Origin of the sequence: Lacticaseibacillus songhuajiangensis (genome assembly GCF_003946025.1) — a bacterium.
GTDB lineage: Bacteria > Bacillota > Bacilli > Lactobacillales > Lactobacillaceae > Lacticaseibacillus > Lacticaseibacillus songhuajiangensis.
On the sequence record NZ_RHNR01000001.1, the window covers coordinates 12,578 to 38,831 of the forward strand.

The following is a 26,254-nucleotide window of genomic DNA, read 5'->3' on the forward strand; positions in this document are numbered from 1 at the left end:
ATGCGCATTTCTTCTATCAATATGTACCCCAATCCCGGTGGCGACGTACTGCTCCAAGGCGACATCGTACTGGATCATGTACTCATCTTGAAAAACGTGAAGCTCATAGAAGGTCAGTATCGCTGGTATATCCAGTTCCCACGATACGCTGATGGTCGTACGGTTCACCCAATCTCCAAATCATTTTACGACTACCTACTTCAACAACTAACCGAATACTATCACCAAGCCACAGCCGAGTAGCCCACCTACCCGGCTTTTTGAATACGAAAGGAAGGCTACAACATGGAACTCAAATTTGTTGCACCAAATATTGAAAAGACGTTCGGCCACCTGTACTTTGGTTCGCTCAAGCGCGAACTGTCAGAAGGTGATCGCGACAATCGCAAGGTTGTCTCCCGCACTTACGAGTTGTTCTCCGACTTGCAGCGTACCGACAACATCGAGATCACCATTCCAGCGAAGAAAGGTGACAAGGCCGAAAGCATTGAAGTTGATGCGCCAGTCACCATCATCAAGCCCCGAATTGCGACCGTTGGCTACCGGATCGGTGAACAAGCTTTTGTGCGCTACATCTGCAATGCCGACGATATTGTCCCAGTCAAATAAAAGAAAAGAGGAACTCACATGCGATTAGCAGAAGGCATCGTTATCGACTTAGAAGAAACCTTTGGCGTCTTGAAATTCTCCGGCCAGCGCCGTGAACGCTTCGTGCAAGACGAAGACGGCAACCGTACCGACGACGTGAAGGAACGCACCTATGACTTGAAGTCCATGAAACAGGGAATGATGATTCAGGTTTCCATTCCGGCCGAAGCTGGAATCAAAGACTTCAAGTACAACCAGATTGTTACTTTGGTTGACCCAGTGATCGACACCGTGGCAAACGCGAACTTCAACCGAGTTGAAACTTCATGGTACATGAAAGCCAAGGATCTCGTGATTGCCACCGCACCGGTCAAGCCGCAGGAGAAGCCAAACACCAATGACAAGAAATAGCTGCTCATTTCTCCACTCCTCGCGCGCGCCACCCACTGCGGCGGTTGCTTACCACTAACGAAAGGAGTTGATCACAGATGATAACTTCCACATTGACCGTAGTTGGTCGTGAAGTGTTCATCGACGACTATAACGAAGAAATCGATAACGACTACCGCCTTGACCCAGACGAGATCCTGCAAGACATGGTGGAACTCATGGAAGAAAGCCCTGAATCCTACCAACACCTGCATATCGACAGCGAACAGACCAACGACGGCATGAATAAGCTGTTCTCGTTCACTTCATACGAGGGTGAAGATAGCTTACGGCTCTCGTATCTGGGCGTCAGCGATGAATGAGGATGTGAGATTGATTCAACCACAAAATTTTGAAATCACCGAATTCATCGAAGACTACACCAGACTGGTCAGAACAGATGGTGTTCCCCCAAGCGCCGACTTTTTACAAGAATTGGTCGCTGATGCCGCAGCACAGGCAATTGATGGTCAGTTCATTATCTGGGTTGATGACGACACGATTGATGACGAACCAAAGGAATTCGTTTTCAACTTGCTTGAAGACGCCGTGATTTATATGGGTGTTGATTGAATTTCGTATTGCTACATGAAAGGAGCTTGAAAATGTCCGCAATGAATATCGACGGATTCTTGGAAGACTACCCCGCGTTAGTTGATCCTGATTTCCATGATCCTAGCCCGGATGCTTTGATTGACATGGTGCTGATGGCTGCCGAACAGGCAACTGCTGGCGAACCGTTTTCCATTTGGGTAGACGGCGAATGCACCCGCGATCACGAATCCAAAGAATTCAGCTTCAATATCGACACCGAAGACCGACAACCCGCTATCAAATATATTGGCGTCAAGTAACGCCCAAAGGAGAACACTATGAACGATCAAGTAACTCTCGTCAACTTGGACGACTTTCAACTTCACTACGAACGCATTGCTGACTTTGACAACGGTGCATCACCCACTGGTGACGTCATCATCAACTTAATCGACGCGGCTAATCACGCGGTTCAAGCTGGTATGAATGCTTGTGATTTAATTTTAGCCAGCGAGCAATGTGCGAAACCCGAAGCCTATCTCCAAGGCGCGCGCTTTAGTTTCAACGTTTCAAGTAGCCCACTTGGTCTTGTAATTGGCTACGACGGCGTAAATATTGACGAATGAAATTCACGTATCGCGGTACACGGGTCTATCCGCGTCAACGCAACCTGCTTTACAACACTGCGATGACCATTGTGGTTAGCTTGTGGGTAATTGGGGCTGTGATTGCCTATTGGCCGCTGCTAAGACAGATCAACTGGAAATTCTTTAGTTGGCCGGACCTGGTGACCTTGCCTTGGTCATGGCTGCCGCTGGTTATTAACAGTTTATGCACGGCACCACTCTTTGGCGTTGGTCTGTGGGCTTATCGAACTTGGTTTGCGGATTCCTACAAGCAGATGGAACACCGCCAAAAGCTCGCCCGCATGATCATGGAGAACAAGTGGTACCAAACCGACCAGTCCAACAGCGAGAGTTTCTTCAAAGACTTAGGCTCAACACGTACCAAAGAGAAGATTTCTCACTTCCCAAAGATATACTACCGGCTCAAGGACGGACTGATCCACGTTTCCGTTGAAATCGTCATGTCTTCCTATCAAGACCAGCTCCTACACTTGGAGAAAAAGCTCGAAGCCGGTCTTTACTGTGAGCTGGTCGACAAGATCCTGCATGATTCTTATGTCGAGTACACCTTGCTTTACGACACTATCGGCAAGCGTATCACCATCGCTGACGTGACCTGTGAACATGGCTCCATGCAGCTCATGGAAACTGTGGCTTGGCATTATGACACGCTGCCCCACATGTTAATCGCTGGTGGTACGGGCGGTGGTAAGACCTACTTTATTTTGACGTTGATTGAAGCACTACTGAAAGACGGTGCTCAGCTCACCGTTCTTGACCCGAAAAATGCTGACCTCGCTGATTTAGCTGATGTGATGCCAGGAGTTTATTCCAAGAAGGAAGCCATGCTGGGTGCAGTGGAAACCTTCTATCAGGATATGATGGCACGTAACGACAAGATGAAACAAATGGACGGGTACAAGACCGGCGAGAACTACGCCTATCTTGGACTACCCGCCCACTTCCTGATTTTTGATGAATACGTTGCCTTTATGGATATGCTTGGCCGCGATGCCATGCAAGTCATGTCCAAACTCAAACAGATCGTCATGCTTGGTCGTCAAGCTGGTTTCTTTCTCGTGTTGGCTTGCCAACGGCCCGACGCAAAATATCTGGGCGACGGGATCAGAGACCAGTTTATGTTCCGCGTTGCGCTAGGGCGCATGAGTGAGCTGGGCTATTCCATGATGTTCGGCGAAACCAACAAAGGCTTCTTCCAGAAACCAATTAAGGGACGCGGCTATGTGGACACTGGCGGTAGCGTGATCTCGGAATTTTACACACCACTGGTGCCACGCGGCTATGATTTTCTCACCGAAATCGGTGCCGCCGCTAATACCGTTCCTGCAACCCCAACAGAAAAGGAGGTGCCAAATGAGCACTGATGTCAAAATCGAAAACAGATCGCAATTCCTCAACGACTTTCACGAAAACGTGTCCTTCCGGTCTGACGAAGACGCGGAAGACCAACTTGAATGGATGGCAATGCCCGCCCGCGAGTACCCAGATTCACGGATCTGGATGGGCGCTCCCGGCGGACTGACCGCTGATCGCTTTCCGAAACGCTTTTGGTTCAATGTTACCACTGGCGACGAGGGCGAACTGATCATGACTTACACCAACGTCGTAGATGAAGGCGACGAGGAGTAGTTCTATGGTAATCCGATCGCGTTCACCAAGTCCAACGCCGCATCACAAGTTGCGGCGTATTCAATACCGCGCGCGTACTCGTTGCGTTCTTGGTATTTCAGCCACAAACTCCGTAGCGTTGTATCAGTGCGCAACGTCTCAATAGTCGCTGTGTAGCTCGACAACAATCCTTCCGTTCCCCGTAGTTTCGCAGTTGCCAACAGCGCGGCTTTCAACGTTTTAAAGTTAATATTTTGAATCTGTACCTTGTCAAACAGATACAAATCGTAGTAGTCCTTCAATCGTGTATTCAGGTCTTTTCTCGCGACCATGGATTCCAACTTTTCTGCCAGAATTGTCTCTACGTTGTACGCCATCACCATAATGTCTTGATTATTAAACTGGGGTACTTAAAAATTTAAGCGTGCAAGAACGCACCTTAAAGTGCCTTAGCGCAAATAAATAACCACCGTCGTGAAACGGTGGCTGGAAAAACTATTTATCTTCTGATTCGCGATGTTTGGCGACAGTGGCTTTGGCCTTTTTGGCTAAAACGCGCTCTGGGGTCAATAACTTGTAAACGCCAAAGCTTAACAAGCCGGCAATCGCAGTGGCCCCAAACACGATCGAGTAAACGGTGCCTTCAATGGTGGGCTTGGGGGTGTCGGCTTTGATTTTAGTGGCGGTGTTGCGCAATTTTTTGAATGCCATGAATGCGCCTCCTCAATACCCTCATTATAACCTGTTTTTAGGCTTTGACCAAGACCAAGCGCCCATCATGTGGCTGGCCGAGCAGGTCATGGCCTTGGGTCACGCCGGCTAAACTAAAGGGTAATGCGTCGGCTAATTGAAGTTTTAATTGTCCCACAGCCACGGCTGGCGCCAGGGCAGCTAAGGCGATGGCGTCACTAGGTTCGGATACGGGATGGACATGCACGATGTCGATGGCTTTATCGGTTGCGCGACTATCCACATGCGCGACCGTCACTAACTGGCCGCCTATGCGGGTCATCGCCACGTCTTCGGCAAACCCGACGCCATCCATCGCGACATTGATTACAATATCGCCAGCGTTGGCTAACACCGAAACCAAATCGGTATTGTCATAAGGCACCGCGCGCAAGGCGCCACCTTTGATCACCGCTTCTTGATGGCGCGCCGACGCAATGCCGATCACATCAGCTCCCATCGCCGTGGCTAATTGCACGACTAAGGCGCCGACGCCACCATTAGCGCCTTTGACGATGACGGTTTGCTCAGGTTCAATCGTGGCAAAACGATGCACGATGCGCCAAGCGGTGATGCCAGGTGTGATCAACGCCGCGGCTTGGGCCATAGTTAAACTTTGCGGCATTAAAACGGCCGTATCGGGCGTCGCTAACACCAATTCGGCATACGCATGATCGGTATGGGCCAAAACGCGCTGGCCCACTTTAAAATCGGTGGTCCCAGCATCGACGACGGTGCCGGCAACATCATGGCCGATAATCGTGAAGCGACCATCTGGGGCGTTGAAGCGTTCGGCGCGGTCGCGATTGTTTAAGCCGATCGCCGCCGGTTGAATCACCAGTTGACCGTGGCGCGGGATCGGGTCAGGAACAGTCATTTGCATAAATTGGCCATTGGGATGATTGAGTCCAAATGCTTGCATAAACAAAGCCTCCTTCACAAACTAACGATGACAACACCATTATTTTGCAATGGATCGCCGCATTTGGCAATTTTGAAGCATTTTTATTTTGGTGAACGCGGATCAAAGCCGCGCATCTGGCCTAAGAATTCGTCAGGATAGCGCAACACATCGGAATCGCGATTGTCAGATTCGGCGACTTCACCATGTTCGGCCAAGTCTAATCCAAGCGCTTCATCGCGTTGGGTGACGCGCATCGGGATGAAATGTTTCAAGACGAGGGTAATGACGATGGCCATCACCGCGACGAGTAAAATGGTGACCAAGGTCCCAGCCAGTTGAATGCCGAATAAATGCCAGCCGCCGCCATAAGCTAGACCATTTTCCGCAATGGTGGGATTCGCGGCTTTGGTTGCAAAGACACCAGTGAGGATCGACCCGACGATGCCGGACACCCCGTGACAGCCGAACGCATCCAGCGCATCGTCGATGTTTAACCGCGGCTTGAGGTATTCAATGAAAAAGTAACTGGTCGCGGTCGAACAAATGCCAATCATAAAGCTGCCAAACAAGGTGACATACCCGCAAGCTGGCGTGACCCCGACTAAGCCGCATAACGCGCCGGTACAAACCCCGATCAACGTCGGCTTGCCATGTTTGTAAACATCTAAACACATCCACATTACCAAAGCACTGGCAGCGGCTAAACTGGTATTGAGTGCGGCATTCACGGCAGTGGTGTTGGCCGCCAAAGCCGACCCGGCGTTAAAGCCATACCAGCCGATCCACAAAATCGCGGTGCCTAACAACACCCAAGGCCGATTGTTAGGCGCGGTTTGCTTCGAGCGGCGGGCGCCAAGAAAATAAGACAGTACCAAAGCCGTGATCCCAGCATTGATGTGAATTACTGTGCCGCCAGCAAAATCTAGCACCCCCCAGTTCGCCATCAAGCCGTGCGGGCTCCAAATCAAGTGGACCAGTGGATAATAAATCAAGATACTCCACAACACGATAAACCAGGTCAGAAATGAAAAGCGCATCCGCCCGACCACCGCGCCGATAAATAAAGCTGGCGTGATGATGGCAAACATCATTTGAAATAAGGCGAAGGTGCCGACGGTGAGGTGATCGGGGCGCAAACTGTTTAAATTGACGCCATTCATAAATAAGCCTTGGACCTTACCGATGATGCCACCGATATCAGGCCCAAAGGCGAGTTCATAGCCGATGAGCGCCCACAGTAAAATGGCGATGCCGGTGATGTAAAACACGGAAAGCATCGTATTGACGACATTGCGTTTGGACACGAGGCCGCCATAGAAAAAAGCCAGGCCTGGCGTCATGAACCAAACTAAGACACTAGCAAGAATGACAAATGCGGTATTGGCAATACTCAAATTGGTTACCTCCTGAATAATGCGGGTTAACAGTTTTTGTTATTGTAAACCCACTTTTTGGTCTAGGCGATTTTGAAACCGATTGCGGGCGTTAACCACCTGACTGACAGCACAAGAAAACGCCGACCCAGCGGCGTTTAAAAATTTAAATTCAATGTGAGCAATCCTGACAGAATCGATTGACGCTATTTCAAACGGGCCCGTTCTTTGGTCAAGCGCCGATAAGCGCCATTGACCAAATTCACGTAAACTAAGAAGAACACGCCGATCGCCAAGAAAAGCATAAAGCAAGCCGCACCGATATCATCATTAAACATCATCGCTGGCGCAATCGACGCGATACACATGCCGATGCCAAACACCATGCCGATGGTGCGCGCGTGTTGATAAGCGTGTAACTCTTGTTGGGCCAGTTGACGGGTGGCTTTGGCAATCAATACCCGGCGATGTTTGTGGCCAGAATGACCTAAGCGTGGGGCGATGATCAGCATCACGCCAATTGCGGTCCCTAATAAGTAAAGCCCGGCGCCTAAGTCGTCATTGCCATGGTCAGATAAATAAATCGGCAAAGCCAGTGCCGCAATCAACGCGGCAATGCCCAATGCGGTGAGGCGGGCGCGATATTCATTCTGATGCCAAAAGCTGATGGCCGTTTGGCTGTCGATGCCTTTGGTAGTGGTTTGTTTCGTCATAGAAACTCCTCCAAATGAAGATTCAACTTTATCATACCCAGTTCGATGCTGGTGTGCGTCGGCCTTCAGACGAAATTTCGCGACGCCAATATCGATGTGATATTTAACTGGAAATATGAGGTCGTAACATAGATGTTGTGAATCCAGAAGTTAGTCAAACTAATGCAGAAAATATATGGGGGTATTAAAAATAGTATGATGATGCCAAGATATTTCGCGCGGCGTGATTGTATCGCCCGTAGAGACATCAATCTTGGTATCAACCTCACTTGCATAGATTTTCGCCCGCAGATGAATGCGAAATCCCGCATAGTCAGCGGCCACGCGAATGTCAGCGATTTTGGTAATCTGAATAGTGATTTCACCATCTGGTTCGTTCATGTCAGCAATTTCAGTGAAGACCTTGAGCACCTCGTCTTGATTAACTGGAAGCCCTTTGATTGACGTATCTATATCCCGCGTCGAACGCGTATCAACGCCGAGCATCGATGCAATCAAGAAGCCGCCTTTCAAAATTAAGTTGTCACGATATTGTGATTGAGAGATTCGATCTACAATTTCATCTAATACAACCTCTTGCATCAGCAGTTGAGGATCGAGATGTTTCTCCTTTGCTAAATTGCGTATTTTCGCCTTGAATTGTTGTCCGTTGGTAAAACCGAGTTTCATAGTAATACCTCCATATACGCTCTAATCTTGTCTTTCACCTTGAAAATATCTGCATACTCACTCAAGCGATGCAAGTCTTTCTGCTTCATCTGTGAGAAGACCACCATTGCTTGTTTGATCGTTTCTGCATCCGAAGCATCACGGGTTCGTAAAATATCACACAGCGTCCGTTCCACATTGTAAACACGAACTAAATGCTGTCCAGGACTTCTTACTTCTTCTACACCAAGTTCCTGCCACTCTAGTTTCTGCCGATACACCTTGACTGGGTACCGGTCGATTGTGGTTGGATGATAATTCTGTGGAAAATTCATCTCATACGTTCCCGGCGTTCGATCAATAATGCCATGTAAGAACAACGCTGTGTCTTTGAAATAAACACCTTTGCTGAATCGGTACTGCAATATATACATGTCGTCCTCAAATATCGCTGGATTAATATACACGCCACGATCCACTCGTTCTAACTTTCCTGCGCGCGTCAAGTCAACCAACAGGTGTGGATCAAGACCTGCCCGTTCAATCTGTTGTCGCGTGACCTGCCCGTTGTTCATTCGTAGCAATTTGTTTAAAGTGTCACCTTGCACTTTATCACCTCCACGTTTAAACACAATATTGCCACAATGCTATGTTTGAATGTGGAACTTTGATCTAAGGAGAGAGGTACAGAACTTGATTATTCCAAGAATGACTACTCGAACTAGATCAAGAGTACCACCACTGGCGACGCCGAAGACGCCTTTGCGACTGCATCGAACTGTAATAAGATGGCGATCACTGGCTGGAACTGACCGCTGATCGCACCATATTAGGAAAACCCGTGTACCTCTGGTTCAAAGCTGATATTTCCGGCGACGGCATGATTCTCACCTACCATGACTAGGCGCACCATTACTAATCGTCTACATGCCGACATCAAGACAAAGCCTTTTAAAGGAGCAAGACGATGACTACCCAATCTATTCAGCAAGGCTGCACCCTGCCGCCACGCGCGGCGTGCAACGCGAAAGCCGCAAGCGTGAGTGGCAGCGGTCGGCGCCAGCCGACCGCTTACCCCCAGTACTCTAACAGGGGGGTATTAAATACAACGTCTGTGCCTAAACACGGGGTAGAAAGGTTGCTATGACGGCGTTCATACGAAAATTAGCAAATTGTGGATGGCACCTCCAATCCACAATTTTTATTTATCAAGAAAGGAGTGACCCATTCGTACATGGAAGAATGGACAGATACGGTCAGGTCACGCCGAAAAAGACTGGGACTGACCCAAGTACAGGTTGCTCGCCGGTTAGGCGTGACCTCGCATCATTTCAGCCAAATTGAAAGTGGCAGGACTAACCCTAGTGCGTCGCTACAAATGGAAATCGACCGGCTGCTCAAGAACTGGAACGATGAACCGGAATTGACGTTGATGTTTGACTACATGCGCGTACGATTCCCGACAACTGACGCCAAGGCCGTGATCACCAAGATTCTCGGTCTGACCCCAGAACACCTGATATTTGAGGATCATGGCTTCTACGGCTATTCGGCCATGTATATCTTCTCAAACATTCAGGTCATGGTTGCGCCGATCGGTTCAAATCTCGGCACGTTGGTTGAGATGAAAGGCCAAGGCTGTCGCGAGTTTGAAGGTATTCTGCTTAGCCACGGTGAGAACTGGTACGACTACTTCCTACGGGTCGATGAAGCTGGCGGCATCTTCAAGCGGGTCGATATTGCGATTAACGACATGGTTGGTCTGCTGAATATCCCTGAACTGGTCGACAAGTGTCTGAACAACGAGTGCATCTCCGTCATGCGATCGTTCCAAGGGCTGCAATCAGGTAAGCTCGTGGATCTCGACGAGGCTGGCCGGGGCAATACGCTTTATGTCGGCACGATGAAAAGCGACGTGTACTTCTGCATCTACGAAAAGGCTGCCGAACAAGCTGCTAAGCGTGGTATCTCGATTGCTGACACGCCGATTATCAACCGGTTTGAAATTCGCTTAAAAAACGAGCGGGCCATCAAAGCGATTGAGAATATGCTGATTACCCGCGACGCTGAAAAGGTCGCGTTCGGTATCATCACCCGCTACATGCGCTTCGTGGATGAAGTCCCGGACAAAAGCCGCTTGAAGTGGCCGCTCAACGAACGGTGGGCATATTTCATCGGCAAAGGCCGTCAGCCAATTCGCCTGACTACTGACCCAAAGCCCTTTGACCTGAATAAGACCAAAGCGTGGCTCCAAAAACAAGTCATGCCCACGCTCAAGGTCATCAAGGAAATTGACAACTACTTCGGCACCACTGACTTGCAGCTCATGATCAAAGACGCCGAACTAACCGACAAACACCTCAAGCTGATTGAGCAACAGACTGTCGGTAGCGAGGAACTAGGAGGTGACATGTTTGGTCAATGACGTCCTTGCTTCCCACCCGCTGCGAGGCAAGGTATTCAAAGATTGCGTGCTGAACGTCTACGTCTACAAGGCCGCGCTAGTCGGTGTGGTCGAACACAAGAGGTACCGGCGCATTTGCGACATGAACAGCTTTGGCTTCACGGCACAAGACTACATCGCTTGGCGTCACCAGCAACAAGAACACCCGGCGGCATTGATTGGCCGCGATGGTCGCGCCTTGAACTACGGCGAGCTGCGCAGAATGCTTTATCAAACCGCCGAAGAATCAGGCTGGCCGGTCTTCGCTGCACCAGTGGAAGACCTGTTTTTCGATTAACAAACTTGGTCGCGATTGACCGCGCCAAAACAATCGCAATTCAAAAAGGAGTGATGGTCACAAATTCAACTAAAGGAGTATCAACGCAATCGAACTAGACGTCATCTACAATCGCGATTGTCTGGAAGGTATGGCGGACTTACCGACAGCCTCCATCGACATGATCCTATGCGACTTGCCGTATGGCACCACAGCCAACGCTTGGGACAAGGTGATCCCGTTTGAATACCTATGGGGTCAATACGAACGGCTCATCAAACCTCAAGGCGCGATCGTGCTTACCGCAACCGAACGCTTCTCTGCGGACTTAGTGCAATCAAACCCAGCCTTGTATCGCTACAAGTGGGTTTGGATCAAGAATACAGTCACCAACTTCGTCAATGCCAAGAACCGCCCGTTATCCCGTTTCGAGGAGATTCTCGTCTTCTCAAAATCGGGTACGGCCAACTTTGGTAACTCCCCTGATACCAAAGGCATGAATTACTTCCCCCAAGGACTGCTCCCCTATAACAAAGCCGTCAACTCGCGTAAGTATGAAAATTCCAATCAGTTGCACCCGTGGAACGCACCTGACAGTTACACGCAAGAGTGGACGAACTATCCGTCTGACGTACTCAACTACAAGGCTGATCGCACCGGCTGGCACCCGACGCAAAAGCCTGTCGATCTTTTTGCCTACCTCATCAAGACTTACACCCAACCCGGCGAGATTGTGCTGGATAACTGCATGGGGTCTGGCACCACCGCGATTGCCGCAATGGACACTGACCGTCATTTCATCGGTTATGAAATTAGTGAAGAATACTCGCGGCGTGCCCTTGATCGCATCAGGCACCACCACGCAACTCAAACCGAGCTTTTCTGATTCGTTCTCCCGTGATCCGGTCGCTGCTGACCGCGCCCAAACAGCGGCAATTTTGAAAGGAGCCCTGGTCACAAAACTAAAAATCAAAGGATGATTATTATGAATTTCGGACAAAACTTGTTTAACTGGTTCACCTCCAACGCCCAGAGCTTGGTGCTGATGGCGATTGCCATTATCGGGGTCTACCTCGGCTTCAAGCGCGAGTTTTCCAAGCTGATCGGCTTCTTAGTCATTGCGATCATTGCCGTCGGGTTGGTGTTCAACACCGCCGGGGTCAAAGACGTACTGCTGAACTTGTTCAACCGCGTCATGGGGGCTTAGCCTATGGACGACATCAAAGTCTTTATTGCCAATCTTGGCAAGTATAACGAGGGCGAGATTGTCGGCGCATGGTTCACGCCGCCAATCAACAACGAAGAACTCGCTGAAAAGCTAGGTCTGAACGACCAGTACGAAGAATACATGGTTCAGGACTACGAAGGCCCCGTTGTCTTTAGTGAGTATTCAACGATTGGTGAAATCAACGAAGCTGCCGCAGCCGTTGAAGCATTGAAAGGCACCGAGATTTACCCGGCCATCAAAGAGCTTATTGGCGAATGGTACGACAACGTGATCGAACTCGCCGCACACAAGGACGACATCGCCTGTTATCACGTCGCGAACATGGCGGAGTTGGCCGAAGAACTAGCTGATGAAGGTTGGTTCGGTGACATTCCGCCACAAGTCGAAAACTACATCGACTATGCCAAGGTCGGACGTGACCTCGAAATTGAAGGAGGTTTCGTTGAAACACCTTACGGCATCTACCAATTATTAGACTAAATCTCTGGGCTGGCGCTGTAAAAGGCGTCAGCCTTTTTATCTCACTACGAAAGGAGATCACATGAAGAAAGTCAGATCCTACACCAGCATCTGGTCGGTGGAAAAGGTGCTGTATGCCATCAATGACTTGCAACTACCGTTCCCAATTACTTTTACGCAAATGACGTGGTTCATCGTCAGTCTGTTTGCGGTCATTTTGCTGGGCGACTTGCCGCCACTATCATTCATTGACGGCGCGTTTCTCAAGTACGTCGGCATTCCGGCTGGGCTAACGTGGTTCATGAGCCAGAAGACCTTCGACAACAAGAAACCAATGGGATTCTTGCGGTCGGTGATCAACTATGCCATTGCCCCGAAGCTCACCTATGCTGGCAAACCCGTGAAGTCGCAAAAAGAGAAACAAGACACATCGGTGACCTACGTTTGGAGGTACCACAATGAAATTTCCAATTAAATATATTGAGGACAATTTGGTCTGGAACACAGACAGCGAGTGCTTTGCCTATTTTGAACTGATCCCGTACAACTACTCGTTTCTAAGTCCCGAACAGAAACAACAAGTCCATGAGAACTTCCGCCAACTGATCTCCCAGAATCGTGATGGCAAGCTCCATTTATTGCAGCTCGCCACCGAAGCCAGTGTCCGGGACACCCTCGATCGCTCAAAGAAGTTGGTCAAAGGAACGCTTAAAGACATCGCCTTCCAGCATATTGACGGCCAAGCCGAAGCACTGACCGAAAACCTCGGTGACAACCAAGTGGACTACCGCTTCTTCATCGGCTTTAAGCTGTTGCTGAACGACGCAGAGGTTACCGCCAAGTCTATCTTCAAGGATATGTCCTTGGGCATTCGGAACTTCTTCGCCGAGTTCAACACAACGTTCGCTGGTGATTTCTTCACCATGAACAACGCGGAGGTAGAACGCTACGCCAAGTCTGCAAAGTTTCTCGCCGAGAAGATTGGTCGCCGGTTCAAAGTGCGACCACTCGACAAAAACGACTTCGGCTATCTGCTGGAACACCTCTACGGCATGACTGGGAAAGATTACGACGATTATGAGTACCACTTGCCCCGCAAGAAGTCTAAGCGCGACACGATTATCAAGCGCTATGACTTGATCAAACCAACTCGGTCACTAATTGAGCAGCACCAACGCTCGATCAAGATCACCCACGGGCTGGATAGCAGTTACGTGACGTACCTGACACTTTCCGACATCGTGGGTGAGCTCGAATTTCCCGGCAGTGAGATCTTCTATTTCCAGCAAAGTCAGTTCAATTTTCCAATCGACACCAGCTTGAACGTTGAGATCGTGACGAACAAAAAGGCGCTGACCAAGGTACGCAACAAGAAGAAAGAATTGAAAGACCTCGACGAACACGCTTATCAGTCTGGCAACGAGACGACACGTGGCGTCAGCGACGCTTTGGATTCAGTCGATGAACTTGAAAGCAACCTTGATCAGACTAAAGATGCCATGTACAAAATCAGCTACGTCATTCGCGTAGCTGGGCGGAGTGAAGACGAAATGAAGCGCCGTGCCGATCAGCTACTCGACTTCTACGACAGCCTCAACATCAAGCTCGTGCGACCGTTTGGCGACATGTTGGGGCTACACAGTGAGTTTATCCCTGCCTCAAAACGCTATATCAACGACTATATCCAGTACGTCACCAGCGACTTCATCGCATCACTGGGCTTTGGCGCGACACAATCGCTCGGTGAAAAGGAAGGTATCTACATCGGCTACAACGTAGACACCGGGCGCAACGTGTATCTCCAACCAGATATTGCGGCGCAAGGCATCAAGGGCACTGTCACCAACGCCTTATCCGCCGCCTTCCTCGGCTCACTAGGTGGTGGGAAGTCCTTCTCCAATAACTTGCTTGTCTACTACGCCGTCCTTTACGGCGCGCAAGCATTGATTCTTGATCCAAAGTCGGAACGTACCGGCTGGGCGGAGAACTTAGACTTTATGGAAAACGAGATCAATATCGTCAACCTGACCAGTGAGGAACAAAACCGTGGGCTGCTTGACCCTTATATCATCTTGTCTAATTTAAAAGATTCAGAATCGTTGGCCGTTGACACCCTAACCTTCCTCACGGGGATCTCAAGCCGCGACGCCGACCGCTTCCCGACGCTGCGCAAGGCGATTCGGGCGGTGACGCAAGCACCCGAACCGGGGTTGTTGAAAGTCATTGATGAACTCCGCCGCGAAGACACGCCTATTGCGCGCAACATTGCCGATCATATCGAATCCTTCACGGACTACGATTTTGCGGCATTGTTGTTCTCTGACGGAACGGCGCGGCGGACAATCGCGCTTGACCGCAAAATCAACATCGTACAAATCGCAGACTTAGTGCTGCCGGATGCCGACAAGACGCAGGAAGAATATATCACTGCGGAAATGTTATCCGTCGCCATGCTCATGATAATCAGCACGTTTGCGATCGACTTCATTCACCAAGACCGCGCCCAGTTCAAGATTGTGGACTTGGACGAAGCTTGGGCTTTCTTGAACGTGGCACAGGGTAAGGCATTGTCCATGAAGCTAATTCGTGAAGGCCGCTCCATGAATGCCGGGGTCTACCTCGTCACTCAAAATGCGGACGACTTACTCGACGAAAAGATGAAGAACAACATTGCGCAAAAATTTGCCTTCCGTAGTACCGACATCACGGAAATCAAGAATACGCTGAACTTCTTTGGCCTCGACGCCGAAGACGAAGGCAATCAAAACCGGCTCCGGTCACTAGATAATGGGGAATGTTTATTCCAAGACATCTGGGGGCACGTCGGCGTGCTGCACTTTGACTATATCTTTGAACACCTACACCACGCCTTTGACACTCGGCCACCGAAACCCGTGGAGGTGATTGCTGATGACGAAAGCTAACCGTCGGCGGCTTCTGCTGTTCCTCGGTATTGTCGCGGCATTCATGTTGGTGCTAGTGCTCGCTGGCGGACAATCGGTACACGCAGCGGGACTGGTAGACGATCGGTCTGGCGGCGCCAATGAGTATTCAAAGTACCCGTTGTCACACTATCAACTCGACTATTTCGTTGATACGAGTTGGGACTGGCTCCCGTGGAACTGGGGCGATGGTATCGGCAAAAGCGTTTCTTATGGCCTGTATGCCATCACCAACTTTTTGTGGACACTTTCTGTCTACCTCTCAAACGCAGCGGGTTACTTGATCCAGCAAGCCTATTCGCTGGACTTCATCAAAGATACGTCAGACGCGATTGGAAAGAATATGCAGCTCTTGGCCGGGGTGTCAAAAGATGGCTTCACCACTGACGGCTTTTACCCGGGCTTGCTCCTGATGATCACACTCGTCGTCGGTATCTATGTGGCCTACACGGGCATCATCAAGCGTGAAACCTCTAAAGCCATTTCGGCGATCGTCAACTTCGTAGTGATTTTCATCACGTCAGCCAGCTTTATCGCCTACGCACCAGATTACGTCAGCAAAATCAATGAGTTTAGTTCAGACATCAGCACCAACGCGCTCAACACTGGCTCCAAGATGATTATGGGCACTGATACAGCCACCGATAAATCAGGCGTCGACGCGATCCGTGACACTCTGTTTGAAATTCAGGTGAAGCAGCCGTGGACACTTTTGCAGTTTGGCGACAGCGACGCTGATACCGTTGGCAAGGATCGCGTAAACACGTTAATGAAAACCGACCCGTTTGGCGACAAAGGCAAAACCCGTACCGACGTGGTCAAGGCTGAAATTGAAGACAACGATAACGAGAATCTCTCGCCAACTATGACGATCAATCGCCTTGGTACCACGACCTTTGTTGTCCTGTTCAACATTGCGATCACCTTGTTTGTCTTCTTCCTGACGGCAATGATGCTGTTCAGCCAGATACTCTTTATCATCTACGCGACGTTCTTACCGGTGTCGTTCTTACTCGCTATGCTGCCGTCCTTTAACGGATTGATGAAGCAGAACATTATGAAGCTTTTTAACACCATCATGACACGAGTTGGCGTGACGCTGGTGATCACGATGGCGTTCTCGCTATCGGCAATGGTCTACGGATTATCGGCCACCTCACCGTTCTTCCTCGTGGCCTTCCTGCAAGTTACCATCTTCGCCGGTATCTGGATGAAGCTCGGCGACCTGATGGGCATGATGCAGCTACACAGCTCTGACGCCCAGCAAGGCGCACAACGCTTCTCGCGTCGTGGGAACCGCATGCTACGACAGTTCGTCGGTAGTGCCATGGGTGGCGCAATGGCCGGACGCTTCTTGTCGCGGGGCTATGGCAAGGGGCGCGGAACACCGCAGCTCCCGACAGGAACGCAACGCGAACAGACTGCGGACGCCACGAAACCGCAACAACCCAAGAAGCCACGCAGCCAACGACTGGGTGAGAAACTTGCCGATGTATCTGATGTCGGCAACAAGCTCAAGGACAAGACTAAACGCGGCCTTGATCAGGTGAAGGACGCACCAACCAACGTTTTATATGGTCTGCATCGTGGTAAGCAACTGACTAAGGAGGCCGCCGAAACTGCGAAGGACAGCTTCAAGGGGCGGCGTGAGGCCAATCAGCAGGAACGCGACAAACAGCTTGAGCAGCGGCGCAAGCAAATGCAAGAACGCAAGCTCGCGATCAAGCCTAAAGCTGATCCTGAAAAGCCAAAACCAACGGCTACCAAGCCGCCGGTTGAACCAACTCGTAAGCCAACAACTGCCACCCCTCCCAAGCCAAAGCCGGAACAAACTGATACCAGTGGGCAACCTAAGCGTGCTGCCAAGAAGCCAACATCAACTCGGCCTCCACGTCCAGCCACGAAGCCGCAAGCAGAACCCACCATCACACCACACCAAGAACCCACTCCGCCAACGGATAAAACCAAGAAACCACTGACCCTCGTTTCCGAAAAGCCAGCCAAGCCACGCAACCCAAAGCCACAGCGGATCAAAAAGGCTAAGGGGCATAAGAAGCGATGAAACTATGGCGCTGGTTAGCGCTTGCCGCACTCCCGATACTGTTGATTGGCGGTCTGTTTTTTGCGGTCGTTGCCTCTGATGACGACGAAGACCAGCCTGCCTCTGCAATCACAGCCGACGCGATGAACTTATCCGCTGAAGTTTACAAGCATAAGCTGACGGTCGAAAAGTATTGTAAAGAGTTCGGCATTTCAGACCAGGTGATGGTGATACTCGCCATCATGCAGGTCGAATCTGGCGGCAAGGGTGGCGACGTGATGCAAGCTAGTGAATCGCTGGGACTGCCGGTCAACACGCTAGATACCGAAGCATCCATCAAGCAAGGCGTGAAATATTTCGCGTCGCTGTTAAAAAGCATGAAAGCTGCGGGCGTGGATCTCAACACTGCGATTCAAAGCTACAACTATGGTGGCAGCTTTATTGACTACGTTGCTAAGCACGGCAAAAAGTACACGCTTGAGCTGGCAACATCTTTTGCTAAAGAAAAGTCTGGTGGTAAGAAAGTCACCTACACCAACGCGGTTGCTAAGGATGGTTGGCGCTATGCCTATGGGAACATGTACTACGTGTCGGTCATCTCGCAATACCTTGTCACAGGTGGTGCGAAATTCGATGACAAAACGGTGCAAGCCATCATGGACGAAGCGCTCAAATATCAAGGCACTCGGTATGTGTTCGGCGGCTCAACACCGACAACAGGGTTTGATTGTTCCGGGCTGACCAGTTGGTGCTACGGCAAAGCTGGGATCAAACTCCCCCGCACCGCTCAAGCACAATACGACGCCACGGCACACCTGAACATCAAAGACGCCAAACCCGGTGACTTAGTGTTCTTCCACTCAACCTATGACACTGCCGACTATGTGACCCACGTTGGAATCTATGTCGGCGGCATGAAGATGTACAACGCAGGTGATCCGCTCGGCTACGCTGACTTGAACTCAAGCTATTGGCAAGCCCATCTGATCGGCGCTGGGCGTGTGAAGAAGTAGGTGAAGCCAATGGATCAAAACGGTATCGGTTACTTTGACTGGATGGATCTCATCACCAACACCTATGACGATGCACTGCAAAAGGCACACGTCGATCTCAAATTCGGTGACAACCGCGCACTACGCAACAAGGAACTCGACTTTGCGTCAGGCGAGTGGGAACGCATCAAGTTCTTCAAACAACGCCTGCCCAATACCGACGACTTGTGCCACGTTCTTGATCGCTTCGTTGATCGAATGCCGGAAATGGAATACGGCCACCGACGCGAGTATCGCCTCGCTGTCGCGCATGAAGTAGCCGTTGATCGATGGCTCAAAGGCAAAGTGTTTGCACCAGAAGACCGCAAGTATATCCTCAACCGCGAACGCTACTTGGCCGAAGAATACTTCAACAATGACCGTGAACTCTGTCAGTATATCGAAACCGACTATGAAGGCTACAAACGAATCTCGCTGCAACGCCTGTTCGTACGGTTTCTCGATATTTACAATGACTTTTACCGCTGCTATGAAACTAGAAAGGACAAGGTGAACGAACCTTGAGTAAAGACAAAACCCAAAAGAACGGCTGGTTCAAGAAGAAGCCAGCCGCCCCAAAGCCACCTAAAATTAAGCACCGCGGCTTGCGCCGTCCGGTTACGCTACTTTGTTGGGCGGTGTTGATCAGTAGCACCAGCTTCGGTGTCTACAAGAACATGACTGCCATCGACACCCACACGGTGCATGAAGTTCAGGTGATCAAGACCAAGGTGATCGACACGCACGCCTTGGCGACCTTCACTACCGACTTCGCTAAGCTCTACTACTCGTGGCAGCCAAGCCACGAAACCCTCGACCAGCGGCAGAAATCCTTACAGCCGTATCTCGTGGAGCAACTGCAATCGCTTAACGCAGATACGGTGCGGAGCGATATTCCCACCACGGCCACGGTTAGTGAAGTTAAGGTCTGGGACGTGAGCAAGGCAGCCAAAGATACGTTCCGCGTACTATTTACGGTGAAGCAAGACCTCACCAAGGGTAAAGACAAGAAAACCGTGACTAGCACCTACACCATCAACGTCATGCAAAATGACAACGGCGATATGGTGGTCACTAAGAACCCAACCATCGCGGCTGAACCATCGACGGCCCGGATCAAGCTCCCAGATACCCAGTCTGATAACACGGTAGCCAGCAGCACCGTAGACGACGTAAACAAGTTCCTCAAAACGTTCTTCGCTTTGTACCCGCAAAGTGATCGCAACGAACTCAAGTATTACGTCAAGGACGGCACGCAGCCAATCGAACGCAACCTTAAGTTCGTGGAACTTCTAGATCCAGTCTTTAAGCAGACTAAGCTCGGTTTGACTGTCACGTTATCTGTGAAGTATCTCGACACTGACAATGACATGAGCCAAATATCGCAATACACCTTGATCCTATCCAAGCCAAACAATAACTGGATTATCACCAACGGTATCTAAAAATAATGCCCGGCACGCCCCCTTCGCTTAAACCAACGTGGTGGGGTGTGCCGGGTATCTTTATGCACTCTAGAATTAGCTTAGATCCCGTCAGTGATAAACCAATTTCTACCTTGTTCAAAGATAATCTTGGTGTATTGCGATTTCTAGGAATCAACGACCATAACGTTGACCGCGTAAAACGTGATCTGCATGTGCTAACGTTTCATCTACAAAGTGAAGAATATGCGGGTCGTCAAGTCGTCGTCATCCCGTCCAGGTCAGACCCCATCCCAATCATCGCCATAGGCATACTGTTCGTCCTCAATCCACTCGTCGTTGTCTTCCGATTTATCCCGCTCCTCGGCGTTAGCCAGATCAAAAACGTCATTCGCCTCAGCCGCTTCGTCCCCCGGCATTAAGTCCTCAGGCTCACTGTCATCCTCTCCCGCAATCTGCCGGCGCACTTCCTGCTGCACCAGCTCGGCGAAAACCTCGCTCATCCCCTTCTCGATCCCGCGCTGAATGGCCTGCGTCGCCGCCAAATTCAGTTCGTCACTGATGGCTTTCGTCAGCGCCTCAGTCCGCTGCTGCCCGCGATGCTTGCGCTTGCTTCTAGGTTTACTCATCCTACCCACGCCTCCAATAATTGTGCCGCCCGGCTGCGCACCGGCTCGGGGACCCGCGCATCATCCGCAAATTGTCGCACCCACTGCTGCGTGATTCGCGCCGCACGCCTAGCATTAGCCGTCCTCGGAATGCTGTTCTGCGGGCGCACCGCACTTAGCTTGGCCATCACGACCGCATCGACTGCATCGCGCAGCCCACCGGTTGCACCTGTCCGAGCGAGCAGGTACTGGTTAAGCCCCACCGCGTTGACCGCAACGCTCGCCCGTGTGTGCTCGAGCCACTGCCTGATATTTTCCTCATCCGTATCCGCCACCTGCGTGAGGTGACCATCTAAAAATAGCAACATATAACCGCTTCCAATCATTGTATTTAAAAAGTCGTACACCGAAATGCACGACTTAAAAGAAGCTAGTCTGCATCCGTCTATGGTGGGGCACGTTGCCTTTCGGTACGTTGCCGGTTGGTCACTGTGCATAGCCACTACCAACACTCTTGATACATGTACGATATTTTTATGTGTTCATTGTAGTTCAATCAGCTGGGCCTGTCAATGTCAGCTGACGCCTTTTCACTGCTGGGTGCCCACTATTTTTTGGTGTAGGTGACACCCTTAGCCATTGCGTAATCACCGCTTGCGGCATCGATGGTGAACGCCTTCTTATCGCTGGTCAGCGTTGCGGTCATCGTCTCGTCGCCGAGCTTCATCTCCAGCTTCTGTGCCTTGATCTTGTAAGTACCTTTGGTCGTCTTCGACCCGTCTGCGTGCTCGGTCACCTCGCCGCCCTTGAAGGTCAGCGTGTCTGTGTTCTTTAAGAATAGTGGCTGTTCAACTAGGCTGCCATATTCTTGATGCTAGTAGTAAATTTGTACCAGAAACGATAGGTTTGCCCTTCGTTCGTGGTTGAAATCAAAATTGGTATAGCAAACACCCGCAAGAACGTCAGGGCATTGCTTAATACCATTGCCTGATCGATCTTGACGGCCAATGACTCAGCCGTTCGGGTATTCACTAAGTGTCCAGGCCTACTGACCCTTTGAGAAAGGCAAATCGGCGTTCAATGGCACCACGACGGTTCTCTGCATCCGTATCCTGTCGGCGTTTCTTGGCATCGACATGCTTTGGCTTTGCGCCCAGTTTAGGTCCGCAAAGGGTGATACCTAGATCTTTACACAACTTGCGATTGTCGCGGTTGCGGTAAAGTGTATCCGCCAATACCTCATCTGAGTAATGGCCATGCAAATCAAAGTAATGATCCAAGGTCGCTTCAAAGTCCTTACTTTCATTGAAAGCACTGAATTCAAAGCGCTCAATATCAACGATACCTTCGCTTAATGAAGCGTCGATTTTGGCACCAAACTCAACTTTAGCTTTCGCCTTACCGCGCTGGATCGGTCGAATATAAGGCTGTTGGAGACTAATAATGCGGTCTGCGACATGGTGAATCTTGTGTGTAAACATGTGCCACTGTTGGTCAAACAAGATTCGGATGACACCCAATCGTACTGCTTGCTTGGCGGTTAAGATCGCTCCGGCATCGATGAATTCGTTGATGTAGCGCAAATCACGGCGGACATATTGAAGTTGGGCTTTGACTTGCTTGTGAACGGATTGTTTTTGGCTCTTTGGATGGCGTGAGAAAGCCGTCCAAACTTGTTTGGCCTCACGCTTGTACATGCGTGGATTTGGAACATTCAGTTGATGCGCCATGTCAATGGCCATGTCTTCAAGATTCTGGCGGGCTTGATTGAGCAGCGAAGTGTCTTGAGGATAACGGATTTTTACCGGGATCGCTGTGGCATCCGTGATCATGACGTCAACTTTGAACGGCACCACCGCTTCGATCTTGGCACGAAGCCAATCATTGATAATGTTTCTGACCAGTTCAGAGATATCCGCGATCCGCTTGCGGAAGGTACACAGGCTGGTGTAGGCGAAGGGTTTCTCTGCTCGGTATTCTGAAAGTCCGATGAAGTACTGATAAGCCGGCGTGTCTCGAATGGCGTCAACGACACCGCGATCGGTTAGTTTCATTCGATTCTGAATCAGTCCAGCGCCATAAAGCATCCGAAATGGCTTGGCCGCTCGCCTAGTACTTTTCTTGGAAAACTCCAATTGGTATGCCTCATCCAGTTCTTTCCACGGGAAAATATCGGCCAAGCGCACCCACTCGTTATCTGGACTGAGCGGTGTGTTCAGGCCGCAACCAAAGGATTCAAAAGAGAGTTGGTGGGGACTTTGACGATAAACCATGGATAAAACCTCCGAGTGAATTTCGTAAATGCACGGGAAATGTCTGAAAACCGGAATTTCGTATGCATTTATTATATGACAGTAATGACCTAAAATCACTAGTATCAAATGCTACACGTTTTTGAACAGCCACTAAGTATATAATTAAAAGGTTGAGTGTTATATCTTTTATTAATTGTATAGTTTCCATCACTTATACCTCCCCATCACAATGTCCTTAACTTCCTGCAAGTAATCGTCAGTATATTCAGGAACAAGCAGCTGACCATCTATTGCATCCAGCATCACTTTTTCTTTATCTTTTAGTTTCTTGTAAACTATCCTGTCGATAAAGCCCATATGTGCAACATCGCCCTTGGTCATCAAATAGTAGTACCTTGTGTATTGATTAGCTGGTAGTCCCAGACGGTTAATCCGATCTCGGGACTGCAACATGAAGGTCAAATTAAAGTTGTATTCGAAGTAAACCGCGTCGTGTACAGTTTGATGCAACGAAATGGATTCTCCTAAAGTGTTAGGATTCGATACCAGTACTTGTGCATTACCGGTCCGGAAATTATTAATCATTCCTTCTCGATCCTGTTTTGGTGTCGCTCCATAAACCAAGGTAGTTTTAATGCCCATGCCATTAAGAGTATCAGTAATCTTTTGCATGGTACCGACAAACATCCCCCACACCAGGACCTTTTTGCCTTGACTGACCAGCTTATCAATCAGATCAATGCCCATTTCAAACTTAGGCGCCTCTATCTTAGTTAAATCATATTTCTTATAAGCTTCTCCGCTACTGGAATTCTCTTTTTCAACCGTGGCCGTCTGTTTATCCCACACTCCAGAATCAGCATCTACCAGTCCTAGTTCTTTGTAGTTGATGTTAGTGCTCAGCAACACCGGGTTTGTCGAAGCCTGAAGTAACCTGATAAAGGTTGCCAATGTTCCGTTTTCATTTTCATAAATTGCCTGTGCCAGCAGCTCCTGATTTTTTGATGGAGCTACTTCTTTAATAATATCTGGATCCGGTTTAGGAACCTGAAGATCCTGCTTGTTGGTCCGCCAGAAAAATGGTGATAACTTCTTATTAACATCTTCTGGATCAATATTATTAAGAGTAGTCAGATCCCAGGCAAAGAATGAAGAGTATTCATCAGGATACATTAAATGCAAGAAATTATAAATATCTCTAAAACCATTTGGAATCGGTGTTCCAGTTAACACATATCGATAATGTGGTGCCCTACTGAGACTGAGAGCAGCTTTAGCTCGCTGGCCACCGACGCCTTTAACCCGGTGAACCTCATCAAAGACCAGCATCGTTTTCGAGTCCAACAAGTCATTGATGATATTTAATTTGCTCTGCAAGGCTTCGTAGTTGATCGTGATCACATCTGCCTTAATCCAATCATGCTTAATGGCTCCGACATTATTGTTGTACTTTTTGTCCCGCATATTGAGATAATGAAGTTCTCGCTTCGGCCCAAAGACCTCTTGAAATTCTGTCCGCCACGCAGCAAAAGCATTCAATGGAGAAACGACTAACAGCTTATCAACTTCATTAACTCTAGGACTAGATAAGTAAGCAAAAGTGCCATACATCATAGCAGTTTTGCCAGCACCTGGCACCGAAAAGTTAGCAGCTCGCTTCATGATAGTCATGAAGAAGCTGGCCTTTTCTTGTTCAGGCTTTAATGGCCGGGTAATTTCTTGACTGACAATCGCCCTAAAATTGTCAAACTCTTGCTGCCAACGAGGATCGCCCTCTTTAATTGTTAACCCCGCTTGGCTTTGCTCTTTAATGTAGTATTGACGTTGCTGCACAAACTGATTGAATTTGCTACTTGTTTTGACTTCTGGTAATCCTTTTCGTTTTAGTCGCCGATTAAGCTTTTTAACTAATTCCAGCAGCTGAATATAAGTCAAATCTTCCTTAAAATTACGTTGCTCAGGATCCTTAAAATATGGAGCGAAAATAGCTAATCCGCGTTGGGCAACCTTGGTTTCCAGTGTATGGTGATCATCATCTACCAGTTGAAACAAGCCGTCATCATTCTTGATAATGATTGGATTATCTGATTTCATCCCCATACTTGCTGAACAACTCCTTACTCAATTGGTTTAGGTCACGCATATATTTCTGCAGTTCCTTTAGTTGATCTTCACTAACCTCGTTGTAACGAAGACTCCCAATCAGGCCACCATCTTCATTTAAGTCGTGGTAGTACTTCACATTCTGCTTTATATTGCGAATGAACTTATCTACAGACTCACTATTACTGGCATTTCGCATATAGGTGTCAAAGGTATCACCAAGCTCTTCAACGGTTTCGTTTTCATCCGTCAAACTCTGCATCAGATCAGAGGTAGTGTGAATTTCCTCGTCCTGAAGTGATTCTGAAAGATCATCAACCATGTCAGCTACATCACCATTGAAATCTTCATTGTCAACACTATTAACGATATTTTTACCGTATTCACGAATATGAGTCCTGGCTGTATTACCACTAACGCCAACATGAATTTGATAAAGAATCACGCCAAAATATGAATTCATCGTTTCATTCTTGCGAATTTGAGATTCAGGATCGTCGCCAAAATTCTTAGATAACGATTTACCCATTTCATAGAAAAGTGACCACACTTTACTTTCCTTGATAATGTTGAAATTATTCTCTGAAGCACCAATAAATTCCAGAAACTTCTTCATATAGACCGCACCATCATAATATTTTTTAACTTCTGTTGGTCGCTTATGAGAATCAGCTGCGTAATCGGCCTGAGTCATAATTGGGTCATCACCGCTAGTGGTTTGGTAAATATCCACAGCCAGATCAACTGGATCATAATCTTGGCGCTCTTCAACACCCATCTGAATGGCTAACTCTAGCTTTTTGATCTTAGCACGCTCAGTAGTGTTACCATATGAAAACGGCAAAACAACAGCTTCAAAATATACTGTCCTGCCAGTAGATTGACGAATATTACGTAATGCCGTATAGCGACGATTGCCATCTACAATCCGTCCGTCATCCAGTACGTACCCATAAACTTGCTGACCAGACTCTTGTATCGATTTTTCTGTCTGCTTCAAGGCTGATGAATTGTCTTGTTCGATTAATTTAGCAACAAAATTGTTATATTGCGGATCTTCTTGATCATTGGCTGGATGCAATTCATCCTGATACTGTGAAATACCGGTTGCAATCCGACCATTTTTGTCATTGTAATAGACATATTCTAGTGGAATCTTGTAAACATCCAGCGTTTCAGAGCTAACCCCATCAACCTTAATCGGTAACTTGGGCTTGGCACCAGTTTTCTCTAACTTTCCTTCTTTAGCTAATTCGATTAGCGACAACAT

32 protein-coding genes and 1 pseudogene are annotated in these 26,254 nt (G+C 49.0%); 20 read left to right on the plus strand and 13 right to left on the minus strand.

Going from position 1 to position 26,254, the window contains the following annotated elements; all coding sequences use genetic code 11:
• The 9 genes from EKM97_RS00040 to EKM97_RS00080 all read left to right on the plus strand — a co-directional run bounded on the left by EKM97_RS00040 (nt 1) and on the right by EKM97_RS00080 (nt 3,827).
• A complete protein-coding gene (locus EKM97_RS00040) occupies nt 1-243 on the plus strand; it encodes a hypothetical protein (RefSeq protein WP_003606405.1) in 243 nt (80 codons plus the stop codon).
• 42 nt (nt 244-285) lie between these two features.
• Nucleotides 286-609 carry a DUF961 family protein gene (locus EKM97_RS00045; RefSeq protein ID WP_003606404.1) on the plus strand — a complete coding sequence of 108 codons (324 nt, stop codon included), beginning with the start codon at nt 286-288 and terminating at the stop codon, nt 607-609.
• Between the two features lie 18 nt (nt 610-627).
• Entirely contained in the window at nt 628-999 is a 372-nt protein-coding gene (locus tag EKM97_RS00050; protein WP_010491213.1) for a YdcP family protein, read from the plus strand.
• Nucleotides 1,000-1,076: 77 nt separating this feature from the next.
• On the plus strand, nt 1,077-1,340 hold the full coding sequence (locus EKM97_RS00055) for a hypothetical protein (protein WP_125570229.1): 264 nt from the start codon (nt 1,077-1,079) through the stop codon (nt 1,338-1,340).
• 4 nt (nt 1,341-1,344) lie between these two features.
• The gene (locus EKM97_RS00060; protein WP_225419173.1) at nt 1,345-1,590 is read left to right on the plus strand and encodes a hypothetical protein; all 246 of its coding nucleotides are present in this window, start codon (nt 1,345-1,347) and stop codon (nt 1,588-1,590) included.
• 32 nt (nt 1,591-1,622) lie between these two features.
• Nucleotides 1,623-1,871 carry a hypothetical protein gene (locus EKM97_RS00065; RefSeq protein WP_125570231.1) on the plus strand — a complete coding sequence of 83 codons (249 nt, stop codon included), beginning with the start codon at nt 1,623-1,625 and terminating at the stop codon, nt 1,869-1,871.
• An 18-nt stretch (nt 1,872-1,889) separates the two neighbouring features.
• Entirely contained in the window at nt 1,890-2,177 is a 288-nt protein-coding gene (locus EKM97_RS00070) for a hypothetical protein (RefSeq protein WP_003606399.1), read from the plus strand.
• The gene (locus EKM97_RS00075) at nt 2,174-3,562 is read left to right on the plus strand and encodes an FtsK/SpoIIIE domain-containing protein (protein ID WP_125570232.1); all 1,389 of its coding nucleotides are present in this window, start codon (nt 2,174-2,176) and stop codon (nt 3,560-3,562) included. The genes EKM97_RS00070 and EKM97_RS00075 overlap by 4 nt, the downstream gene beginning before the upstream one ends.
• Nucleotides 3,552-3,827, plus strand: a complete 276-nt coding sequence (locus tag EKM97_RS00080; protein WP_125570233.1) for a hypothetical protein — start codon at nt 3,552-3,554, stop codon at nt 3,825-3,827. Before EKM97_RS00075 ends, EKM97_RS00080 begins: the two co-directional genes overlap by 11 nt.
• Nucleotides 3,828-3,829: 2 nt before the next feature.
• Here the strand turns inward: EKM97_RS00080 and EKM97_RS00085 are convergent, their stop codons facing one another.
• From EKM97_RS00085 to EKM97_RS00115, 7 genes are all read right to left on the minus strand, one after another.
• Entirely contained in the window at nt 3,830-4,189 is a 360-nt protein-coding gene (locus EKM97_RS00085) for a nucleotidyl transferase AbiEii/AbiGii toxin family protein (RefSeq protein WP_125570234.1), read from the minus strand.
• Between the two features lie 112 nt (nt 4,190-4,301).
• The gene (locus EKM97_RS00090) at nt 4,302-4,517 is read right to left on the minus strand and encodes a hypothetical protein (protein ID WP_125570235.1); all 216 of its coding nucleotides are present in this window, start codon (nt 4,515-4,517) and stop codon (nt 4,302-4,304) included.
• A 37-nt stretch (nt 4,518-4,554) separates the two neighbouring features.
• Entirely contained in the window at nt 4,555-5,457 is a 903-nt protein-coding gene (locus tag EKM97_RS00095; protein ID WP_125570236.1) for a zinc-binding dehydrogenase, read from the minus strand.
• 83 nt (nt 5,458-5,540) lie between these two features.
• Nucleotides 5,541-6,833, minus strand: a complete 1,293-nt coding sequence (locus tag EKM97_RS00100) for an ammonium transporter (RefSeq protein ID WP_125570237.1) — start codon at nt 6,831-6,833, stop codon at nt 5,541-5,543.
• Between the two features lie 185 nt (nt 6,834-7,018).
• Nucleotides 7,019-7,525 (minus strand): hypothetical protein, encoded by a 507-nt coding sequence (locus tag EKM97_RS00105; RefSeq protein WP_125570238.1) that lies wholly within the window; start codon nt 7,523-7,525, stop codon nt 7,019-7,021.
• Nucleotides 7,526-7,684: 159 nt separating this feature from the next.
• On the minus strand, nt 7,685-8,194 hold the full coding sequence (locus EKM97_RS00110; protein ID WP_125570239.1) for a nucleotidyl transferase AbiEii/AbiGii toxin family protein: 510 nt from the start codon (nt 8,192-8,194) through the stop codon (nt 7,685-7,687).
• Nucleotides 8,191-8,781, minus strand: coding sequence for a type IV toxin-antitoxin system AbiEi family antitoxin domain-containing protein (locus EKM97_RS00115; RefSeq protein ID WP_125570240.1), 591 nt, complete (start codon nt 8,779-8,781; stop codon nt 8,191-8,193). Before EKM97_RS00115 ends, EKM97_RS00110 begins: the two co-directional genes overlap by 4 nt.
• 626 nt (nt 8,782-9,407) lie before the next feature.
• On the opposite strand from EKM97_RS00115, the gene EKM97_RS00120 reads away from it, so the two are divergent.
• From EKM97_RS00120 to EKM97_RS00170, 11 genes are all read left to right on the plus strand, one after another.
• Entirely contained in the window at nt 9,408-10,598 is a 1,191-nt protein-coding gene (locus tag EKM97_RS00120; RefSeq protein ID WP_125570241.1) for an XRE family transcriptional regulator, read from the plus strand.
• Nucleotides 10,579-10,914, plus strand: coding sequence for a hypothetical protein (locus EKM97_RS00125; protein ID WP_225419174.1), 336 nt, complete (start codon nt 10,579-10,581; stop codon nt 10,912-10,914). The genes EKM97_RS00120 and EKM97_RS00125 overlap by 20 nt, the downstream gene beginning before the upstream one ends.
• Nucleotides 10,915-11,044: 130 nt before the next feature.
• Nucleotides 11,045-11,779 (plus strand): DNA-methyltransferase, encoded by a 735-nt coding sequence (locus EKM97_RS00130; RefSeq protein ID WP_125570243.1) that lies wholly within the window; start codon nt 11,045-11,047, stop codon nt 11,777-11,779.
• Between the two features lie 99 nt (nt 11,780-11,878).
• Nucleotides 11,879-12,100, plus strand: coding sequence for a hypothetical protein (locus EKM97_RS00135; protein WP_003606383.1), 222 nt, complete (start codon nt 11,879-11,881; stop codon nt 12,098-12,100).
• Nucleotides 12,101-12,103: 3 nt separating this feature from the next.
• Nucleotides 12,104-12,601 carry an antirestriction protein ArdA gene (locus EKM97_RS00140; protein ID WP_057821181.1) on the plus strand — a complete coding sequence of 166 codons (498 nt, stop codon included), beginning with the start codon at nt 12,104-12,106 and terminating at the stop codon, nt 12,599-12,601.
• A gap of 61 nt (nt 12,602-12,662) precedes the next feature.
• Complete coding sequence (locus EKM97_RS00145) at nt 12,663-13,055, plus strand: conjugal transfer protein (protein WP_125570244.1); 393 nt, start codon at nt 12,663-12,665, stop codon at nt 13,053-13,055.
• On the plus strand, nt 13,039-15,504 hold the full coding sequence (gene tcpF, locus EKM97_RS00150; protein ID WP_125570245.1) for a conjugal transfer ATPase TcpF: 2,466 nt from the start codon (nt 13,039-13,041) through the stop codon (nt 15,502-15,504). Before EKM97_RS00145 ends, tcpF begins: the two co-directional genes overlap by 17 nt.
• Entirely contained in the window at nt 15,491-17,584 is a 2,094-nt protein-coding gene (locus tag EKM97_RS00155) for a CD3337/EF1877 family mobilome membrane protein (RefSeq protein WP_125570246.1), read from the plus strand. Before tcpF ends, EKM97_RS00155 begins: the two co-directional genes overlap by 14 nt.
• Nucleotides 17,581-18,576: a bifunctional lytic transglycosylase/C40 family peptidase gene (locus tag EKM97_RS00160; protein ID WP_125570247.1), complete on the plus strand. Its 996-nt coding sequence runs from the start codon at nt 17,581-17,583 to the stop codon at nt 18,574-18,576. The genes EKM97_RS00155 and EKM97_RS00160 overlap by 4 nt, the downstream gene beginning before the upstream one ends.
• 9 nt (nt 18,577-18,585) lie before the next feature.
• Complete coding sequence (locus EKM97_RS00165; RefSeq protein ID WP_125570248.1) at nt 18,586-19,119, plus strand: hypothetical protein; 534 nt, start codon at nt 18,586-18,588, stop codon at nt 19,117-19,119.
• Complete coding sequence (locus tag EKM97_RS00170; RefSeq protein WP_125570249.1) at nt 19,116-20,039, plus strand: conjugal transfer protein; 924 nt, start codon at nt 19,116-19,118, stop codon at nt 20,037-20,039. Before EKM97_RS00165 ends, EKM97_RS00170 begins: the two co-directional genes overlap by 4 nt.
• Before the next feature lie 260 nt (nt 20,040-20,299).
• On the opposite strand, the gene EKM97_RS00180 is transcribed toward EKM97_RS00170, so the two are convergent.
• The 6 genes and pseudogenes from EKM97_RS00180 to EKM97_RS00210 all read right to left on the minus strand — a co-directional run bounded on the left by EKM97_RS00180 (nt 20,300) and on the right by EKM97_RS00210 (nt 26,254).
• Nucleotides 20,300-20,647, minus strand: coding sequence for a hypothetical protein (locus EKM97_RS00180; RefSeq protein ID WP_125570250.1), 348 nt, complete (start codon nt 20,645-20,647; stop codon nt 20,300-20,302).
• Entirely contained in the window at nt 20,644-20,994 is a 351-nt protein-coding gene (locus EKM97_RS00185; protein WP_125570251.1) for a hypothetical protein, read from the minus strand. Before EKM97_RS00185 ends, EKM97_RS00180 begins: the two co-directional genes overlap by 4 nt.
• A gap of 239 nt (nt 20,995-21,233) precedes the next feature.
• The gene (locus EKM97_RS00190) at nt 21,234-21,422 is read right to left on the minus strand and encodes a hypothetical protein (RefSeq protein WP_125570252.1); all 189 of its coding nucleotides are present in this window, start codon (nt 21,420-21,422) and stop codon (nt 21,234-21,236) included.
• A gap of 56 nt (nt 21,423-21,478) precedes the next feature.
• Nucleotides 21,479-22,899, minus strand: a pseudogene (locus tag EKM97_RS00195) (IS5 family transposase).
• Between the two features lie 189 nt (nt 22,900-23,088).
• The gene (locus EKM97_RS00205; RefSeq protein WP_125570254.1) at nt 23,089-24,981 is read right to left on the minus strand and encodes an SNF2-related protein; all 1,893 of its coding nucleotides are present in this window, start codon (nt 24,979-24,981) and stop codon (nt 23,089-23,091) included.
• Complete coding sequence (locus tag EKM97_RS00210; RefSeq protein WP_125570255.1) at nt 24,962-26,254, minus strand: ParB N-terminal domain-containing protein; 1,293 nt, start codon at nt 26,252-26,254, stop codon at nt 24,962-24,964. Before EKM97_RS00210 ends, EKM97_RS00205 begins: the two co-directional genes overlap by 20 nt.

What these genes read in the sequence shown, in the direction of transcription:
- EKM97_RS00040 (WP_003606405.1), top strand. Translation starts at nt 1, where the DNA reads ATGCGCATTTCTTCTATCAATATGTACCCCAATCCCGGTGGCGACGTA.
- EKM97_RS00045 (WP_003606404.1), top strand. Translation starts at nt 286, where the DNA reads ATGGAACTCAAATTTGTTGCACCAAATATTGAAAAGACGTTCGGCCAC.
- EKM97_RS00050 (WP_010491213.1), top strand. Translation starts at nt 628, where the DNA reads ATGCGATTAGCAGAAGGCATCGTTATCGACTTAGAAGAAACCTTTGGC.
- EKM97_RS00055 (WP_125570229.1), top strand. Translation starts at nt 1,077, where the DNA reads ATGATAACTTCCACATTGACCGTAGTTGGTCGTGAAGTGTTCATCGAC.
- EKM97_RS00065 (WP_125570231.1), top strand. Translation starts at nt 1,623, where the DNA reads ATGTCCGCAATGAATATCGACGGATTCTTGGAAGACTACCCCGCGTTA.
- EKM97_RS00070 (WP_003606399.1), top strand. Translation starts at nt 1,890, where the DNA reads ATGAACGATCAAGTAACTCTCGTCAACTTGGACGACTTTCAACTTCAC.
- EKM97_RS00075 (WP_125570232.1), top strand. Translation starts at nt 2,174, where the DNA reads ATGAAATTCACGTATCGCGGTACACGGGTCTATCCGCGTCAACGCAAC.
- EKM97_RS00080 (WP_125570233.1), top strand. Translation starts at nt 3,552, where the DNA reads ATGAGCACTGATGTCAAAATCGAAAACAGATCGCAATTCCTCAACGAC.
- EKM97_RS00085 (WP_125570234.1), bottom strand. Translation starts at nt 4,189, where the DNA reads ATGGTGATGGCGTACAACGTAGAGACAATTCTGGCAGAAAAGTTGGAA.
- EKM97_RS00090 (WP_125570235.1), bottom strand. Translation starts at nt 4,517, where the DNA reads ATGGCATTCAAAAAATTGCGCAACACCGCCACTAAAATCAAAGCCGAC.
- EKM97_RS00095 (WP_125570236.1), bottom strand. Translation starts at nt 5,457, where the DNA reads ATGCAAGCATTTGGACTCAATCATCCCAATGGCCAATTTATGCAAATG.
- EKM97_RS00105 (WP_125570238.1), bottom strand. Translation starts at nt 7,525, where the DNA reads ATGACGAAACAAACCACTACCAAAGGCATCGACAGCCAAACGGCCATC.
- EKM97_RS00110 (WP_125570239.1), bottom strand. Translation starts at nt 8,194, where the DNA reads ATGAAACTCGGTTTTACCAACGGACAACAATTCAAGGCGAAAATACGC.
- EKM97_RS00120 (WP_125570241.1), top strand. Translation starts at nt 9,408, where the DNA reads ATGGAAGAATGGACAGATACGGTCAGGTCACGCCGAAAAAGACTGGGA.
- EKM97_RS00130 (WP_125570243.1), top strand. Translation starts at nt 11,045, where the DNA reads ATGGCGGACTTACCGACAGCCTCCATCGACATGATCCTATGCGACTTG.
- EKM97_RS00135 (WP_003606383.1), top strand. Translation starts at nt 11,879, where the DNA reads ATGAATTTCGGACAAAACTTGTTTAACTGGTTCACCTCCAACGCCCAG.
- EKM97_RS00140 (WP_057821181.1), top strand. Translation starts at nt 12,104, where the DNA reads ATGGACGACATCAAAGTCTTTATTGCCAATCTTGGCAAGTATAACGAG.
- EKM97_RS00145 (WP_125570244.1), top strand. Translation starts at nt 12,663, where the DNA reads ATGAAGAAAGTCAGATCCTACACCAGCATCTGGTCGGTGGAAAAGGTG.
- tcpF (WP_125570245.1), top strand. Translation starts at nt 13,039, where the DNA reads ATGAAATTTCCAATTAAATATATTGAGGACAATTTGGTCTGGAACACA.
- EKM97_RS00155 (WP_125570246.1), top strand. Translation starts at nt 15,491, where the DNA reads ATGACGAAAGCTAACCGTCGGCGGCTTCTGCTGTTCCTCGGTATTGTC.
- EKM97_RS00160 (WP_125570247.1), top strand. Translation starts at nt 17,581, where the DNA reads ATGAAACTATGGCGCTGGTTAGCGCTTGCCGCACTCCCGATACTGTTG.
- EKM97_RS00165 (WP_125570248.1), top strand. Translation starts at nt 18,586, where the DNA reads ATGGATCAAAACGGTATCGGTTACTTTGACTGGATGGATCTCATCACC.
- EKM97_RS00180 (WP_125570250.1), bottom strand. Translation starts at nt 20,647, where the DNA reads ATGAGTAAACCTAGAAGCAAGCGCAAGCATCGCGGGCAGCAGCGGACT.
- EKM97_RS00185 (WP_125570251.1), bottom strand. Translation starts at nt 20,994, where the DNA reads ATGTTGCTATTTTTAGATGGTCACCTCACGCAGGTGGCGGATACGGAT.
- EKM97_RS00205 (WP_125570254.1), bottom strand. Translation starts at nt 24,981, where the DNA reads ATGGGGATGAAATCAGATAATCCAATCATTATCAAGAATGATGACGGC.
- EKM97_RS00210 (WP_125570255.1), bottom strand. Translation starts at nt 26,254, where the DNA reads ATGTTGTCGCTAATCGAATTAGCTAAAGAAGGAAAGTTAGAGAAAACT.